9 protein-coding genes are annotated in these 17,628 nt (G+C 46.3%); 8 read left to right on the top strand and 1 reads right to left on the bottom strand.

The window, feature by feature from the left end:
- Positions 1-3: 3 nt before the first annotated feature.
- Entirely contained in the window at positions 4-534 is a 531-nt protein-coding gene (locus AC1DSE_RS04810) for a type 1 glutamine amidotransferase domain-containing protein (protein ID WP_441877023.1), read from the top strand.
- Positions 535-726: 192 nt separating this feature from the next.
- The gene (locus AC1DSE_RS04805; protein ID WP_339207406.1) at positions 727-1,368 is read left to right on the top strand and encodes a hypothetical protein; all 642 of its coding nucleotides are present in this window, start codon (positions 727-729) and stop codon (positions 1,366-1,368) included.
- A gap of 37 nt (positions 1,369-1,405) precedes the next feature.
- Here the strand turns inward: AC1DSE_RS04805 and AC1DSE_RS04800 are convergent, their stop codons facing one another.
- On the bottom strand, positions 1,406-2,221 hold the full coding sequence (locus AC1DSE_RS04800) for an alpha/beta fold hydrolase (RefSeq protein WP_430057388.1): 816 nt from the start codon (positions 2,219-2,221) through the stop codon (positions 1,406-1,408).
- A 118-nt stretch (positions 2,222-2,339) separates the two neighbouring features.
- Between AC1DSE_RS04800 and AC1DSE_RS04795 the strand changes: the two genes are divergently transcribed.
- From AC1DSE_RS04795 to AC1DSE_RS04770, 6 genes are all read left to right on the top strand, one after another.
- Positions 2,340-3,026, top strand: a complete 687-nt coding sequence (locus AC1DSE_RS04795) for a M50 family metallopeptidase (RefSeq protein ID WP_477512094.1) — start codon at positions 2,340-2,342, stop codon at positions 3,024-3,026.
- Positions 3,027-3,048: 22 nt separating this feature from the next.
- The gene (locus AC1DSE_RS04790) at positions 3,049-3,867 is read left to right on the top strand and encodes a PPK2 family polyphosphate kinase (RefSeq protein ID WP_477512095.1); all 819 of its coding nucleotides are present in this window, start codon (positions 3,049-3,051) and stop codon (positions 3,865-3,867) included.
- Between the two features lie 237 nt (positions 3,868-4,104).
- Complete coding sequence (locus AC1DSE_RS04785; protein WP_477527451.1) at positions 4,105-12,654, top strand: cadherin-like beta sandwich domain-containing protein; 8,550 nt, start codon at positions 4,105-4,107, stop codon at positions 12,652-12,654.
- 67 nt (positions 12,655-12,721) lie between these two features.
- Positions 12,722-13,861: a response regulator gene (locus AC1DSE_RS04780; protein WP_477512097.1), complete on the top strand. Its 1,140-nt coding sequence runs from the start codon at positions 12,722-12,724 to the stop codon at positions 13,859-13,861.
- A 32-nt stretch (positions 13,862-13,893) separates the two neighbouring features.
- The gene (locus AC1DSE_RS04775; protein WP_477512098.1) at positions 13,894-17,013 is read left to right on the top strand and encodes a hybrid sensor histidine kinase/response regulator; all 3,120 of its coding nucleotides are present in this window, start codon (positions 13,894-13,896) and stop codon (positions 17,011-17,013) included.
- Positions 17,014-17,383: 370 nt separating this feature from the next.
- On the top strand, positions 17,384-17,628 hold a 245-nt coding region (locus AC1DSE_RS04770), incomplete at its 3' end, for a hypothetical protein (protein WP_477527450.1).

The raw sequence follows: 17,628 nt of genomic DNA, 5'->3' as shown, positions 1-17,628 counted from the left end.
CATATGACACCACTAAAAAAGGTAGCATTTCTGCTAGCTGACGACTTCGAAGATTCCGAAATGAAAAATCCCTATGATGAAATGGCAAAGAACGGTCACGACGCCGTTATTATTAGCTTGAAGAGCAACGACGAATTAAAAGGAAAACAGGGGACCATTGCGTATACCTCGCATTTGTCCATTGAAGAAGCTGATGCAGATGACTACGCTGCAATCATTATTCCGGGCGGAAAATCACCGTCTCATCTTATGGACAATGCAGATGTGCAGGCGTTCGTTCAAAAGGCAGATCAAGCTGGCACAACTATTGCGGCAATATGCCACGGTCCGCAAATTTTGGAGGCAGCTGGCCTGCTGAAGGGGCGCACTTTAACAGCCTATCCTGCTTTATCCGCAGAAATTGAAGCAGCCGGCGGGACTTTTGTCGATAAAGAAGTTGTCGTTGATCGCAACTTTGTTACGTCTCGAACGCCAGAGGACGAGCCTGCTTTCATTCGGGAGACACTTGTAAAGCTTGGCGTAAACGCTTGGTAGTTTGAAATGGCTTTCGCTTTTATAGCGAAAGCGCAAGCAGGCAGGACTGTCTCACTAGATCCAAGCGGATCTGGGACAGTCCTTTTTTGTATCACATTACATATTTTGCTGGAGCGAACTTGGTCATCGCAATGCAAGTAGGGTATACTTTTTAGTATATATACGTTTAGTAAGGAAGGAGAGCATGCTTGAATGCCACACATGAAGCAGGGTGAACATACAGATCAAGCAAACCGCCCCCTTATTCAACGGCCTTCCACAGTGAGCAGGACAAGCCTTATTGATAACGGCATGACCGTTTTGCAGCAATGGGGAGCTGATCATATTTGCAAGGTTTGTATAGCTAACAGCGGATCATGCTGCCGCGATTGCCGTCATTTGCTCGATGGTGTAGGCTGTCAATTGCGAAATACCAGCTGTACAGCATGGTTATGCGGTTTTCATAAATATTTATTGTTTGAGGTTGAACAGTTGGAAGAGTGGAACCTGTTTTGGGATGATGTTCCCGGTCAGGCATTTCGTGAGGACTCTACACCTGAGCAGGTCATAATTGATAAATCATTAACGATTCAACAGCAAACAATGGAGCATCTTGGCGAAGCGCTTGCTGCAGATTTACAGGAGATGGAACGCTCGCATATTGCGATCGGCATTATCCTTACGCTTCGGGAGAAGCTGGATAAAAATATTGATCAGTTTATGCTGGAAGACAAGGATCATAAGCGGAAGCTGAGGATCAAACGGAAAATAAAAGTTCTTTCAAGCGATTTCCAGCGCTTTCACCATTTATTGAATAAGTACAAGATAGAGCTAGCTGAGCTCCATAACATGTAGAAAAAGGAGCCGATTAATCCGGCTCCTTTTCTGCTTTTTATTTCAAAAATTCGAGCAGCTCCTCATTGAATCTAGTTGGTTCGTCGAACAGCATGCCATGGCCGCTTTGCTCGAACGTAACGAGCGTAGAGCCGTCAATGCCGCTAAGCAGCTGCTTGGCGAATTCTGGCGGACATATTTGATCCAGATTGCCTTGGAAAATCGTCGTCGCAGCTTTGATTTGCAGCACATCCTTCCGCAAGTCCTCATCGCGGAGCGACTCGAACGTATGGATTGACCCCCACGCGGATGCCTCTAAGCCGAGCAGCTGCAGCCAATCTTTGAATGGCTGGCTGATGGCGTTTGGCTCTTGATCGGCTAGAAATTTCTCTCCGAAATCACGGAGCAGCTGCGGACGGTCTTTTTTGATTGCAGCGATTTGATCATTCGCTTCCTCTTGTGTCATGCCATGCGGGTAATTTTCACGCTGCGTGAATGAGGGAGCTGCTGCGCCTAGAAGCGCGAGCTTGCGAATGCCGTAACCGCCATGGCGCGCCATATAGCGGACGGCAATGGCTCCTCCTACCGAGAAACCAACGAGATAGGCTTGATCCAGTTTCAAATAATCAATAACAGCCTTTACGTCATCTGCTAGCCGATCGTAGCTATAGCCAGCTGCGGGAGCACTGGATTTGCCGAAGCCGCGTTGATCGATCCCAATACAGCGATAACCTTGCTCAGATAGCAGGGTGAACTGAGCTTCAAACATTTTGTGGTTCAGCGGCCAGCCATGCAAGAAGATAACGGGGCTGCCGGAGCCTATATCCTCAACATAAAGTTTAACTTTTTTCTCAACCTCAATATAATGTCCCATCATATCTCTCCTCTCGCGTCTATACTTTTACTTACCCGTATTAGCATCTTTTGAAAAATAAATCTTTTTCATACGTAAGAAGAGTTAGAATAGCGGTATATGACTTGGAGGCTAAAGCATGTTTTCTTGGTTGCGAATGACGGCTATTATTATCGTTACTGCTTTTTTAACTAGGTTCATTCCGTTCTCGGCTTTTTTTCAAAATGTGAATACATTAGTCCACGAGCTTGCCCATGCGCTTGCAGCTTTGCTGCTTAAGGGAAGCGTCTTGCATATTTATTTGTACGCTGACCAAAGCGGAGTGACTTATACCTCGTACACGGACAGCTGGATGCTAATCCCGATTGCGCTTGCCGGCTATACGGGCTCAGCTTTGTTCTCGCTGCTGCTTTTCTTTCTATATGCAAAAGGAAAAGCTCGTTTTGGACTCGCGATCGTTGCGATAGCAGCTGGAGTGGCGCTCGCGCTTTTTGTTCGAAATGATTACGGCATGGCTTGGAGCGCGGGTTTCCTAGCATTGACGGTACTTATTTATTTTGCTGCTCCTCGCTGGCTCAGAGACTTTTATTATTTGCTGATCGCTTTTATTTGTTTAGTGGAATCCATTATTAGTCCATTTGTGTTGCTCTATCTTGCGATTACGGAGCCCGCATCAGCTGGGGATGCGGCTGGTTTAAGCGACGTAACCGGTGTATCTGCCTTTGTGTGGTCCGCTTTGTTCTGCTTCTTCTCGCTCTGGTGTGCCAAAATAGCGACCAGCTGCTTGTTTAGGAGAGGCGCTGGTGGGATACTAATAAGTAAATAAACACTGGAGAGGCTGTGAGCAAATGTCCAAAAGCTACAAACTGCCCGAGAAGAAAAAGGTGGATCTGAAGGACATCGATCCGAAGGATACGGGGCGCTTTTCGAATAAAGAAGAGGTCGTTCAGGCAGTGAAGGAGCTTGAGCTTGAGCTGCAGCAGCTGCAAGAAAAACTTGCCGCGAGCAAAGAGCATGCCGTGCTGTTTGTGTTTCAAGGCATGGATTGCAGCGGCAAGGATGGTGTAATCAAAAAAGTTTTCGCCGGACTTCATCCGCAGGGCATTTCTGCCCACAGCTTTAAGACGCCAACAGAGGAGGAAGCGCGGCATGATTTTTTATGGAGAGCACATGTTGCCGTGCCTGCCCTTGGCCAGATAGCTGTATTTAACCGTTCGTACTACGAAGAAGTTTTGATCACGAGAATCCATGGTACGGTAAAGAGCGAGGAAGCGAAGGAGCGGTTTAAGCATATCAATCATTTTGAAGCTCTTTTAGCCGACAGCAGGGTGAAAGTGGTCAAAATCTTTTTGCACATATCGAAGCAGTTCCAACTGGAGAAGCTAATAAGCCGTATTGAAGATCCGAAAAAAAATTGGAAGTTCGACCCGTCCGACTTAAAGGAGCGCAAGTCTTGGAAGCAGTACAGCGAGCTTTACGAGGAGCTGTTTGAAAAATGCAGCAAAGCGGCGCCATGGTATGTCGTCCCCTCTGATAATCGCTGGTATCGCAATTATGCGGTGCTTCGAATCGCGGTGGATGCGCTGCGAAGCCTTGATTTGAAAGATCCGGAAGCAAGGCCTGAGCTCCAGCCCTTTTTGGAGGAGCTTAAGAAAGAAGAAGCATAGCTTGCAGATGATTGATAAAGAATGGCAGTCCAACACATGGCTTCATGTGCGGGGCTGCCTTTTTTGTGTTTATAAGATGTAGGCTGCCTTTTGATCCTCAAGGAAGCTTTCCTATTTATCTTGTTATCGAGAGCGAGAAACATGTCGAAATATGTTTAGAACATGTCCAGAGCCAACTACTATAATGGTATTTATTGCTATATCAACGATGATAGAAGACTCAGGAGGGATTTTTTTATGATACATAAACCATTTGTCAGAGTAGTCAGCATGCTGCTCGCAGTGGTGCTGCTTATATCGATTTATCCTGTATATCCAAGCAGGTCGGGGCAGCAAATATTCGCTCAGGAATCAGCTGACACAGAGGTGGAAGAGCCTACAGTAACAAGCTCCTCCTACGATCTGGAGTCTTTGGCTGTTGCCGGAGCTGCTGATAAGTTCTCCGATTATGGATGGGAGAAAATAGAATCGAACATTAAGCCTAGCCCGCGTATGGGGGCTGCTATGGCATTTGATGAAAAGAACGGAAAGGTCATTATGTTCGGGGGAGAAGGCACTTCCGGGCTGCTGAAGGATAACTTCCTGTGGGACGGTGAAACCAAGCAATGGCAAAAGCTCGCTGACTCGAGTGTCCCAAGTGGCCTTGTTGCCCGCAAAGGAGCGGCAATAACCTTTGATCCTAACCTAGAGCGCATCGTGATGTTCGGAGGCGAGGGTGCTTCAGGCGTCTTGAACGATCTTTGGGTGTGGCATGGTGAGGTATTGCAGTGGAAACCATTGCTAATCCCAGCTCCATCGGCACGTGCTGGCGCTCAGTTTGCCTATGATGGACAAAACTTGGTGCTATTCGGCGGTTATACGCTGTCTGGTTCTACTAAAAATAGATTAGCGGATACTTGGATTTTTAACGGAACGAGCTGGGAACAGCGGACTCCAGCCCAAAGCCCTCCAGCCACTTATTCGGGCTCGATGGCTTATGACGGGCAGCATGCCGTGCTTTATGGCGGTAATATTGGTGATGAAATTCGCGGAACAGCCTATCAAATCAGTTCGAATACGTTATGGGCATGGGACGGAACGACATGGAATGACAGCGCTCCAAAGGTTGAAGCGCAGGACTGGGGCCGCTGGGGACAAGCGATGGCCTACGATGGACGGAGAGTCGTCTTCTATGGTGGAGAGTTCGATTGGATTAACCCGAGCAATAGTGCGGTTACGCCAAACAAAAAACGCCCTATTGCAAATTCGCAGGATGATCAAGGGAAGAAGGCTGCTTTCGGCTGGGACGGGAGCGCTTGGTCGGTATGGTCTGGCAGGAGCAAAGGACCGGGCGGCGGCATAGAAGGCGGTCCAGGCTCAGGCAGCTTTATGAGCATGGCGTATGATGGCTATAACTTTGTCGTATTCGGCGGAAACCATGAATGGGGAGGACTAACGAATGAGACGTTTACATTCGGCAATCCTTTGCCTACCTTGCCGATCGTGAGCATAACGGGTTCACCAACGATATTGATGGACAAGAACAACAAAGCGAATGATCTAGCAAGGTTCTCTGCTAATGTGAAAGGCAAGGCGCTCAGCGAAATTGGGATTGAATACCGTGAAGCGGGTCAAACCACATGGCAGAAGAAGGCGCATTTGTCGGCTGAGGCTGGTGCGGTCACCGTTGATCTTAACGGCTTGAAGTGGCAGGTCGACTACGAAGCACGCGTGTATGCGACAAATGTTGTGGGGACGGCATACAGCGCAGTTTCAACGTTCAAGTTTTTTGAGGACCCGGCTATGGTGGTTCCAGACCTGCGTTATGACCGAGCTTCACCATCGGTGCTGCATACGAAGGATAAGAAGAGGCTGGTTGTCGTCGGAGAGGGCATCACCAATTTGTGGAGAAAGCCAGCTTCTAATATTCATTATTCACTTAAAAGCCAAGGCGGACAGTTGTATCCGTTGACGCCAAACGTTCGCAATAATCAGGAGCTAGAGCTGACTTGGACGGATGAATTGCCGGATGGCAAATATGATTTGGAACTAAATCACGATTTTTACGATGATTTTGTTCTCTCAAGCGCTTTGCTTATTACTTCAACCGGCGTATATGAGCCGCGCGATTATAATGAAATTATCATTCCTAGTACAGATTCGGACAATGAAGATATTAGTCAAATGGCTATTAGAGGACCGTTCACGGAGAATCCCTCGGAGCTTGGTATATTTAAGCTAAACAACATGAATCAAGTGGTCATGCTGAATGAATATATTAAATTTAAAGGAACGAGCCTGACGATTGATAAGACGGGTGTAGATACGTATGTAACGGGTGTCGGACGGCTTTATGTTGAAAAAGCTGGCATTATGTATACGCTGTTCCTTGGCTCCTTTGAGTTTAATTCAGCCGAGTTCGTTATCGAGCTTGCTGGTGATATGCAATCTGATTATTTGAGCTTGAATTTGCCGATTACATTGAAGAAAATTACTTTTATAGCTGGCGGGGTAAGGCTCGGCGGGGATATTAAAGTAGATTTCAGTGCAGGAACGACCAAAATTAAAGGTGAATCGGAGATTGAAGCGTTAGAGTTCAAGCGCGAACGGTTCGATTTTGCTGGTAAATTCAGTATTGCAGGCGAGTTWGAGGCAGGTCCGCTCGAGGGTGCTGAGCTAAACTTCCGGCTTGATACACGCATTCCGCTCTATGGTGCGGGAGGATCCTTCGATTTGCGCAAGCAGAAGGTTGGATTTGAAGCAGATATTCAGTTCAAACGCGGGAAGCTTGATGCGCTTAGCTTTGGCGTTCGCCGTAAAATCAAGCTTGGCTCGACGGGGGCACAGCTCACTCGTCTTGGCGGCGGGTTTTCAAATCTAGCGAGCCAGAGCGAAGTACCGTTTACGTTGAAAGCGTTTGGCGGTGCATCAGATGTCATTGCGCCTGAGATCAAAGGCTACAATATGGTGAACGGCAACAATTTGAGCGTAGGATTATCGCGTTATCATTTTGAAGCATCCGGAGAGCTGGCTGTTTACTGGGTTCCGGTTGCGAATTTGGATTTTCTGACGATTTGGAATGCAGCGGGCTTTAAAGAGTACAGCAGTGCAGGCTTCCGATTGGATGCGAACTTGAATCTGGTAGACGTTGTGGTCGGTCAGCTGTTCGCGCAATATTTTGCGAAAAGCGGTTACGCAGGTTTTGTTAGTGCACGCATAAAAATACCGAACTGGGTGTCAGTTATCGGCGGCAAAAGCTTTGGCGGCATTGATGTCGGCGTAAACAATCGTGAGATCTTTGGATCGGTTGGTTCAGGCTGGTTCGGTGGTTCTGCCAAATATATGTTTGCTCCGAACAGCTTCGACTTCAGCCTTGGCGCGAGCAAGGATATGAAGAGAGAAATTGAGAGAATGAAAAGAAATATGGTTAAGCCGCCGAGCGCTCGCTCGATGCCATTGCTAAGCAGCAGTGCTTTGCTGTTCACAAGCGCATTCGCGGATACTTCTTTTACACCACTTACGAATCCTTTGCTCACAGAGGATAAAGGTTACATGCTGAAGCTTCAGAAGGATGTGCTGCAGCAGGGTGAGATAGGCGTAGATACGGCTGCAAGCGGACGTATTTTATTGGGACAGTTTACGGCTGCATTGCGTGAGAATTCACCGCAAGCCAGCTTTACGAAGCAGGATCAGATTCAATACACATTGCAGGCAGATCATAGCTTCAAAGCGCTGCTAGTGCTGGATGGCAAGCAGGAAGACCTTTCGATCATTCGTCCGGATGAAAGCGTGGCATCGCTCAAGTTCCCTGAGACGGAAAAGGCGGGTAATGGTGCTATTTCTGCCGTATATCGTGAAGAAGAGGATAAAACGTATATTCGTTTACAACTAACCGCGAATGAAGATTGGAAGCTGGTTGCATCGCACTCTTTGCAAGTGGAGTTGTACGAGCTTACATTCCTAAATGAATCGCTCAGTCTTACTGAGCTGGCAGCACGATGGGCTGCTGCACCTGAATTGAAGCTAACAGCAATAGATATGATGGAGCGCGGTTTGAAGCTGGTAGAGCTTGACCAGCCTAAAGGCGCTGTGAAATTGTACAAGCCAGATGGCCGTGAATATGGTCTGGAATCGGATTCGCTTAAATCAGGCTGGAATCATTTTGTCGATCCACTAAGCGGCAAGCTTTATCTGTTGATCGATGTAGCTCAGCCGGGCGAATGGCTGCTTGAAGCAGGACAGAAAACGCCGGCTAAGGTATTTGCTCTTGGAGAGCATACCACGATTGGGGAGCTGAAAGACTGGATAACAAGCAGTGAGCTTCGTACTGAAGTCAACCTAAAAAGCGGTCAGACTTTGCTTGAAATCGATCAGGCGGATGAGTCTGCGGTACTGTATCGCCCAGATGGCTCGCTATATCCGCTGCAAACGGATCGCAGCGAATCAAACTGGAATGCATATTATGAGGCTGATAAACAAAAATGGACGATTTTGGTGCAAGCGGAGGAAGCGGAAGCGGGTCTTTGGACCGTTCGCGGCAAACAATTCGTGACCATACGTGCCTTCCGCAGTGATGAGCAATACGACAGCTTAATTCCGTTTTTCTCAAATGGAACAGCAGAGTATACGACGAGTTTACAAATCGATAAGCCAGGCCGATATATGTTTATGTTAACGGGTGGTTCTCGCAATACCCAAATTATTGCACCGGATAACAAAGCCATTCCGGTTGTTTTTGAAGAAGAGAATGCCAAAAATTACAATGCGGTGCTGCAAGCAGCAGCTGCAGAGGAAGATGAGGAAGCCGATAAATACGGCGATATGACATTTACCTCGAATCTGCCTTTTGTTGCAGATGCGGATATGCTTTATGTCGCTGCTGATATTGAACAAACAGGAAAATGGGAAATTCGCTCCTCCCTGCCTATTCAAGCAAGCATGTATGAGCTCGATCCTGTAACTGAAATTAGCGAATTTAGTGCAGTTCCAGAGACAGAAGGCACGAATCGCTTCAAAGTAAAATGGAACGTGGACCATGCCAAGCAGGGAACCAAAGTAAGCTTAATGGTAACCGATCAGTCCAATAAGGCAATCGGACCGGTTATTTTGAAGGATCTTCCTGCATCAGGCATTCAAACGATTGACATTCCGGATGAATTTATGCCGGGTCAATACTGGTTGTCTATGGTGGCTGAAGGTGATGAAATTGCACCGCTGTTTGCGGTAACGTCTGAGCCTGTACAGCTGATTGCTGAAGTCATGCTGCCTCAGCCGAAGCAACTTGCGATTACTTCAACTGGAAACGGCGAGCTTACGCTGCGTTTTCCTTCCATTAAGGCCGAGGGACTAGAATATTACCAGTTGACGGTCAGCTATAAGGATGATGAAGGGAAAACTGTAACGGATACATTCGGAGCAGATCCTATGGCCGGAGATTGGCAGGACGTCATTATATCCGGGTACAAGCCGGAGCACAGCTACACCATCAATGCGATGGCGGTTGGCGAGCAAAATGGCAAAGTTGTTGTTAGTCCAGTGTCAGCTAATGTGGAGGCGTTTTTGCCTAATCCGAAGCGGGCAAAGCTTAATGTTGCTTTTAATACTTTTGGTGCTAAGCAGAAAACAAGCACCTACAAAAGTTATGATGAGCAAGAGGAGATTATGGTTAACACAGCTGCGGAAAAGGTTAGTGTAGAGCTGACTAGTGATCAAGCAGCAAAGGTTAATCTTTACGTAAACGGGGAATTGTTGCAATCCAAGGATACCGAAGCTAATACGGTCGCTTCGTTCAATCTGAATGAATTGCTTCTAGGCAAAGAAACGAATAAGCCACTGCCGCTTGAGCAGCTTGATTATACGATTGAAATTGAAGCGATTAACGAGCGCGGCGATTACAGCTCCGATTATAGGAAATTGTACGTAGACCGTACGGAGCCATTCTTGTATGTAGCGGGCAAGCAGAACGAGGACCTTGTTCGTGAGCCTCTCAATGGGCAGGTCGTATATGGCAGCCGTATACCTATGGTTGGTCAAACGGAAATAGGCGCTTTGCTGACCGTTGATGGACGAGCTGTTCCAGTGAACGCAGAAGGAAAATTTAATTATTTTGCTCCAATTGTGTGGGATGAAGCTGGCCTTCATACTGTAATCGTCGAAGTGGAAGATGAAGTCGGCAATCGAGTCGAATATCGATTTGATGTTGTGCAGGGAACAGAGACCGAGGAGCAGTCCAAGGTGAAGCCTTCTGATCTAGCGGCGCTAGAGCTGGACAAGGGTGTTCTATCACAGCCTTTCCATCCGGATATGACGGGCAAATATGAGACGGTAATAGAAGAAGGCAAGGTTCGATTATATGCTGTAGCTGCTGCAATAGATTCTGTTGTAACAGTGAACAATGTGCCGTTGAACGTACAGGGCTACGCAGAGCTTGATGCTCCGAATGGCAATGGCGTAACTACAGCGCAGGTGAAGGTATCGGGAGCAGATACAAGTGAAAAGACATACGTGATTGAATTGAGAAGCAAGCCGTCGGAGGTTGCTGTTCTGAAGAGCCTCACGATGCGGGCAGGCACAGAGGAACTGCTGACAGAACCAGCATTCAATGGTGCTGATACCACTTATAACGTGTATGTCGAAAATAATACGAATGCGGTAAGCGTTGCGGCTGAGGCTTATAAGCAAGAGTCTACGATTCGTGTAAATGGCGAGCAGATTGGCGAAGCTGGGATTTCTGTGCCAGTGCAGGTGGGAGAGACCCATGTGGCCATACAGGTTATCGCGCCAAATGGACAAGAGAATAAAACCTATAACGTTAAGGTTATTCGTGCGAAGGACAGCAATGCACAATTGAAAGAGCTAACGGTAAGCGGAGGAGTGCTAACGAGAGATTTTGCAGAAAATGAGATGGAATACCAGATCATAGCGCCTTCCGATTCTGCGGCTCTTAGCATCGCTGTAGAAGCAGCTAGTCCGAGTGCAGTCATTCGTATAGCAAATGGTGGAATTGAGCTCGGCAGCGGAGGAACGCATATGGTTCCTTTGCGCAGCGGAATTCAACCTGTTCAACTGGATGTAACAGCAGAGGATGGTACTGTTGCGACTTACAAGCTCGCTGTTATCAAACAGTCTGCTTCTGCAGCAACAGCGCCATCTTTAACAGAGCTATCTCTCTCTGGATTAGACTTGCTGCCGGAATTCTCTGCGAGTAGGCTCAGCTATAAGCTGAAGTCAGAGATCGAAGACGCGAATGTGACTGTGCTTGCCAACACCTCAAGTTCTGATGCTATTCTGACCATAAATGGTAGGCCGGTTGAAAAAGGCGTGCATCAGACTGTAAGTTTAAAGGTGGGTACAAATCTAATTGTGATTGGAGTCGAGTCTGCTGACCGCAGCAGCTCAAGGCAATATTCGATTGAAATCGTTCGGAAACCAACGTATGCAACGCCGGATCGATTAGCGACTGTCGCATCTGGGGATTCAAATGCTGCAATAGCAAATGTAACCATTACTAGAACGGTTGCTAGAGATGGCAGCAAAATAGATACGGTTAATATTCCGCTTGCTAAGGCGGAGGAAATTGTTGCACAGATGAAATTGCAGAAGCAGAATGCGGCTCGCATCGTTATTACGAATCTACTTAATAATCCGAGCGATGAGATTAAGCTGAATGTTCCATCAAAAGCTGTTGCCGCATTAGCCGAGAGCGGAATTAGTCTTATCATCTCAACGCCAACAGCAGAATTGACGTTATCGCCAGAGACGATTCGTCATATCAAGGAAGCGGGTATTGAGCTTTATCTCCGCTTTGTACCGATTCGCGATCAAGCGAAGCAACAGCAAATTCATGACAGGCTGCTTGGCGAAGAGAAGCTTAAGAAGCAGTTGGGCGGTAGGGATGCTGAACTGCTAGGCCAGCCTACTGCAATTGAAACGAATTATAAGGATAGTGTTACTCGCATTGTACTGCCGATAGCTGGTCTTGAGATTGCAAAGGACAGTGCAGCTGCGAAGGAGCTTGAGGCTCAATTAGCGGTTTACATTGAGCACAGCGATGGAGAAAAGGTGCTCCAGGCAGGAACACTGCAATATGATACAAAAGGAATCGTGAACGGTATGGCATTTGATGTTGCTAAATTCAGCAATTTTGCTGTCGTTCGGCTTACGAAGGACAAACTTTATGAGCCTTATGTAACGGGGTATCCGGATGGAACCTTCCGTCCAAGTAAAACGATTACTCGTGCGGAGCTTGCAGTCATACTTGCCAAAGAGCTTAAGAAAAACGCCAGCCTGCTGGAAGAAACGGTGCCTAATCCTAATGAAACAGAGCTGACAGAGTTTAGCGATGTCGTCTCCGATCACTGGGCAAAAGAAGCGATTACGCTGTTGAAAAATCATGGTATTATGAATGGAGACGAGCAAGGCAAATTTAGACCGGGCGACGGAGTCTCTCGTTCAGAGATAGCGGTTATCGCGGCTCGTTGGAACAAGCTGTCTCTAAGCGGTACTGCTAAGGCGGATTTTACAGACTTAACGGGACACTGGGCAACAAATGAAGTTGCTGCTGTTGCAGAGGCAGGGTTTATGAAGGGATATCCGGATCATACCTTCCGTCCGAATGGTTTGCTGCTTCGCGGAGAAGCGGTTCGTGTACTCAACGAAATCTTCAACCGTCCAGTGCCGCAGGAAACTGTCAGCTCTAGCTGGCCGGATGTCGCGCCAAAACACTGGGCTATGTTAGATATTGAAGCCGCTTCTAGATATGTGCAGAAGCTGCCAGATGGACAAGTTCGAGTCGTAAAAACGAAGTAAAACTAGGTCATACCGATAGCAGAAGGCTCACTGAAAAATAACAACGGAAGGAGGAGGGCATGGATCAATGCTAAAGGTAATATTAGTGGATGATGAGGAGCCGGCATTGATACATTTGGAACGATTGCTGAGGGCAGATGGCCGGGTTCAAGTTGTGGGCAAGTATACCTCTGCTATGGAGGGACTTGACCACCTTGCTCGCAGTTATGCCGATATCGCGTTTCTTGATATCGGCATGCCCGAGATGAACGGCCTTGAAGCAGCTGAACGTATACAGGAGTTGTACCCTGCAATACGAATCGTTTATGTAACCGCCTATTCAGCGTATGCTGTTGAAGCATTTGAGCTGCATGCGCTGGATTATTTATTGAAGCCGGTCGATTCTGCAAGAATTGGAAAAACGATAGATCGTATTGAGGAATATGCGAAGCTTTTGAACAATCAAGCACAAAGCTTCGAGGCTCTAGCAGAACGAAATGAGCTTTCAGTGCGATGCTTTAAACGGCTTGAGCTTGTAGGCGGGGCTGCTTTAAACGGCAAGGTGAAGTGGCGAACGAAAAAGGCGCAGGAGCTCTTTGCTTATTTCCTTCATTTGGAGGGTGCTTGGGTTACGAGAGAGCGGCTTATTGAAACGCTTTGGCGAGAGTATGAGCTGGACAAGGCGGTTACCTATCTTCATCATTCCGTTTCACGTATTAGATGGCTACTGCGTGAGTGGGGAGTTTCTTTCACAGTTGAGTATCAAGGTGAGAGCTACCGACTCCCGTATGCTGCCATTCGTACCGATGTAGCTGAGTTTGAGGAGACAGTAGCTGAGCTCCCATATCAGTTTCAGGATAATTGGAGTCGGTATGAACATGCGATTTCTCTTTATAAAGGCGATTATTTGGAGGATCATAATTATGCGTGGGCAGAGACCAAAAGAATAAATTTGCAGCATCGTTATTTTCGGCTGGTTAGCAGTATGGCAAGATATGAGCTGGAGGAAGGCCGTGCTCAGTCGGCTATCCAGAGACTGACGACTGCTCAGATCAGCTTCCCATACTCAGATGAAATTTGCAGATTGCTTCTTGCAGGTTATGCTCAGATAAGGGATACGGAATCGCTTAACCGCTGCTACGAAACCTATGCGCAATTATTATTGCAGGAGCTAGGAGTCATTCCTGAGAGGCAAACGACGGATTTATATCATCAATTATCCCAGTAAGACGTGAATTTAGGCAAGGAGGCAACGATGGGATGAGAAAGCAATGGTGGACGATAGTTGTATTTTTCCTTATCGTTGTAGCTTTTCCAGTAAACGAGTTTTTTTATAATCAATCCATTGAGAAGAGTGCACCTCATTCAAGCGCTGGCACGTTGGATTTGCGGGAATGGAATTTCGAATCAGAAGGACTTGTCGCGCTGAATGGTCAATGGGAATTTTATCGTGGACAGCTGCTGCTGCCAGAGCAATTCGCAGATCCAGCTATTTCTCCTTATAAGAGGCCTGAACTAACAGGCCTCTTTCCTGTGCCAGCGGAGTGGAACAGCTATATAGCGGAGGACGGCAACCCGCAGGGAGCGGGATTCGGTACTTATAGGCTGAGAGTGGAGTTAAACAACACAGCAGAAACGCATTACGGAATACGAACGACAAATATCCGCATGGCTAACCGGATATTTATAAATGGACAGGAAGTGGGAGCAAGCGGAGTACCGGGAGTCTCAGATAAAGAAGATATCGCATCGAATATCCCCTATGTTGGATTTGTATCCGTAGATAGATCCTATGTTGAAATTATCGTACAAGTATCCAATTTCAACTATGCTTCGGGCGGCATCATCTATCCGATTTGGTTTGGCTATGAGGCTGATATTCGCAAGAGCCGCGACATCGCGTTGTTTGGTGAATTTATGAACATCAGCGGGTTTGCATTGTTTTCTATGTTTTTCCTTCTTTTGTTCTACATGCGCAGAAAAGAGCGCTCGTTGCTTTATTTGGCTTTATTTTGCTTAGCTCTGCTGCTCTATGTATGTACTCATGGCGAGAAGCTGATTGCACTGGTCTTGCCTCAGCTTAGCTACGATTGGATCATGAAGCTGCAGAACATATCATCAGCATTCGGTTATTATTTTTTATTGCAATATGTGAACGTGTCGGTACCAAGAGCTGTTAACAAGTTTGTGTGGCGGGCAAGCAATATTGCATCGATTATAGTCATTGTTGCAGCATTCATGCTGCCGACGATGCTTTATTCACAGTGGTTTTTGAAGGGAATAGGCCTTTCAGTATTTACTTTCGGAGTTGTGCTTTACACCCTTGTCAAAGGTGTTATGCGCCGATCGCGGGACGCCTATTTTTTGCTTTTGAGTGGGATAACCATTTTGGTATTTATAATCGTCAGTGTCATGCAAGTATTTGGTCTATTGGAAAATCATTTTTTCATCTCGTTTGAGCTGCTTATCTTAGTCATTGTTCAAGTAATCATGCTTGCTCGGCGTTTCTCTCACACCTTTAATGAGGTGGAAGAACTCTCTCGCAAGCTGTTGACCTTGGATGAATTAAAGGATGAATTTATGGCGAATACGTCGCATGAGCTTCGAACGCCGCTGCATGGTATTGTAAATATCGCAGAATCCTTGCTTGAGGGTGTAGCGGGGACGCCAAACACCGATCAGGCAAGACAGCTTTCTATGATTGTATCGACAGGTAGAAGATTGAATTATCTGATTCATGATATTTTAGATTTTTCCACCTTGCGAAACGGACAGCTTACACTGAATCGGCAAGCTGTTGATTTATCAGCAGCAGCGCAATCCGTAGTCGAGGTCATTGGGCATTTAGCCGATAAAAAAGGGGTAAGCCTGACGCAGGAATGGCCGAAGCAGATGCCGCTGCTCGATACTGATGAGGAGCGTCTGCGCCAAATTTTATTTAATTTGCTTGGCAATGCGGTGAAATTTACGCATCAGGGTGAAATTCGGATCTATGCGGAAGTTGTGGATTCATGGGTGAAAATCAGCGTTACAGATACTGGAATCGGCATCGCGGCGGATCGTTTAGACGACATTTTCAAGGCGTTTAATAGCGTTTCCACTGTGGATCTACAATCGGGCTATAGTGGCACCGGTATCGGGTTGAACATTACGAAGAGACTTGTAGAACTTAATGGCGGGCATATCGAAGCAAATTCACAGCTAGGTATGGGTTCAACGTTTTCGTTTACACTTCCTTCAGCTGCGCTGTCTGCTATTTCTGAGGTTGCTGCTGGTAAAAGCGGAATAGCAACGATTCAACCAGCATTAGCGCTCAATAAAACATTTCAAGCAGCGATGAATGGGAATGAAGTGATAGAAGATACACATTCATTCACTGTGTTAGTAGTAGATGATGATCCCGTAAACCTGCAAGTATTAATAAATGTATTGTCTATGGAAAATTATACAGTCATTGCGGTTGACAGCGGCGCTGAAGCGCTGGAGGTACTGTCCAGCGAGCGGCGGATTGATCTCGTGATAACAGACTGGATGATGCCAGCGATGTCTGGACTAGAGCTTTGCCGTAGGATCAGGGAACGATACTCGTTGTCTGAACTGCCTGTACTTATGCTGACCGCAAGAAAATTGGCAGGCGATATTCAAACGGGCTTTAGTGCTGGAATCAATGATTTTTTAACAAAACCTGTTGACGGTATTGTACTGCGTGCTCGTGTACGAACTTTGCTTGAGCTTAGACAGTCTGTTCAAGCGGCTATTCGATCGGAACTGGCTTTTCTGCAGGCACAAATTAAACCTCATTTTTTGTACAACGCACTCAATACGATTATTTCGATATGTCCTGATGATCCGGATAAGGCTACGGAATTGTTATTGAATTTAAGCCGATATTTACGCAGCAGCTTCGATTTCCAGAATCGTCAGCAGATCGTCAGCTTGGAGAAGGAGCTTGAGCTTGTTCAGTCTTATGTCAAATTAGAGCAAGCTCGGTTTGGCAAACGATTGAATGTTGTATATGAGGTGGACAAACAGCTGCGAGGATTTATTCCGCCGCTCAGCATTCAGCCGATTGTAGAAAATGCAGTTAGACATGGTGTCATGCAAAAGGCTGCTGGGGGCAAGATCGTATTGCGTATTCAAGAGGCAGAGGAGAAGCTAATTATTTCAGTTTCGGATAATGGAGTTGGCATCAAGCAAAGTGATCTTAGTACGCTATTGCTTGGGCAACGGCAGTTGTCAGGCGTTGGCTTAACCAATATTCACCGCAGGCTGCTCTCTTTGTACGGAAATGGTCTTGGTATTTCAAGCGAAGCAGGAGAAGGAACGACGGTGACCTTTGAGGTTCCGCAGATACAAATAGATATGAGCAAGACTTCGTAAAGTTTGAATGAATCGATAAGAGAGAAGCGCTTAGGTGAGTTAGAGTTTGAACCTAAGTGCTTTTTTTTCTTGAAAAAAACTGCTTGGAGAAAACATCATTTTATTGATTGATTCTGTATGAAATAAAACGTCATTTTATGTCGAAAAAAAGAGGATTTTATTMTATATTGTCGAATATMAAATTAGTTATAACACTGACATTTTTTGGTGAAAGGAAGGTTGGGAGGAAATTTCAACTGGATAGCATTTCATAGAAACGAATCGGAAGTTGAGTTCATTTACTAGAAAGGAGAATGCTAGATATTTTTTAGTTGAGTAGCAGCTGTATCAAAAGACACATCTTGTAAAATTCTAATTTGGAGTTGAATTTATGTATAAGCGTATTCGTTTTTTTCGCGCTCCCTTACTTCTTAGTTTTCTCGTTGTATTTTCTCAAATCGTATGGTTCTCATCAACAACATATGGAGCCGGATCGAGCTGGGATACATTAAATAATCCTATCAACAATACGAGCAACCAGTTTTTAGGAATGGGCTATGGTAACGGCGTTTATGTTGCAGTAGGAAGTAACGGTCTGATTGCTACATCTTCGGATGCTGCAAAGTGGACAACAAT

The organism is Paenibacillus sp. 01L418, assembly GCF_056400045.1.
Note: the sequence above shows the minus strand (reverse complement) of the source record. Positions and strands in the feature narration are given on the sequence as shown.

Coding starts and splice junctions, on each gene's coding strand:
- AC1DSE_RS04800 (WP_430057388.1), bottom strand. CDS start 2,221: ATGGGACATTATATTGAGGTTGAGAAAAAAGTTAAACTTTATGTTGAG.
- AC1DSE_RS04780 (WP_477512097.1), top strand. CDS start 12,722: ATGCTAAAGGTAATATTAGTGGATGATGAGGAGCCGGCATTGATACAT.
- AC1DSE_RS04790 (WP_477512095.1), top strand. CDS start 3,049: ATGTCCAAAAGCTACAAACTGCCCGAGAAGAAAAAGGTGGATCTGAAG.
- AC1DSE_RS04775 (WP_477512098.1), top strand. CDS start 13,894: ATGAGAAAGCAATGGTGGACGATAGTTGTATTTTTCCTTATCGTTGTA.
- AC1DSE_RS04805 (WP_339207406.1), top strand. CDS start 727: ATGCCACACATGAAGCAGGGTGAACATACAGATCAAGCAAACCGCCCC.
- AC1DSE_RS04795 (WP_477512094.1), top strand. CDS start 2,340: ATGTTTTCTTGGTTGCGAATGACGGCTATTATTATCGTTACTGCTTTT.
- AC1DSE_RS04810 (WP_441877023.1), top strand. CDS start 4: ATGACACCACTAAAAAAGGTAGCATTTCTGCTAGCTGACGACTTCGAA.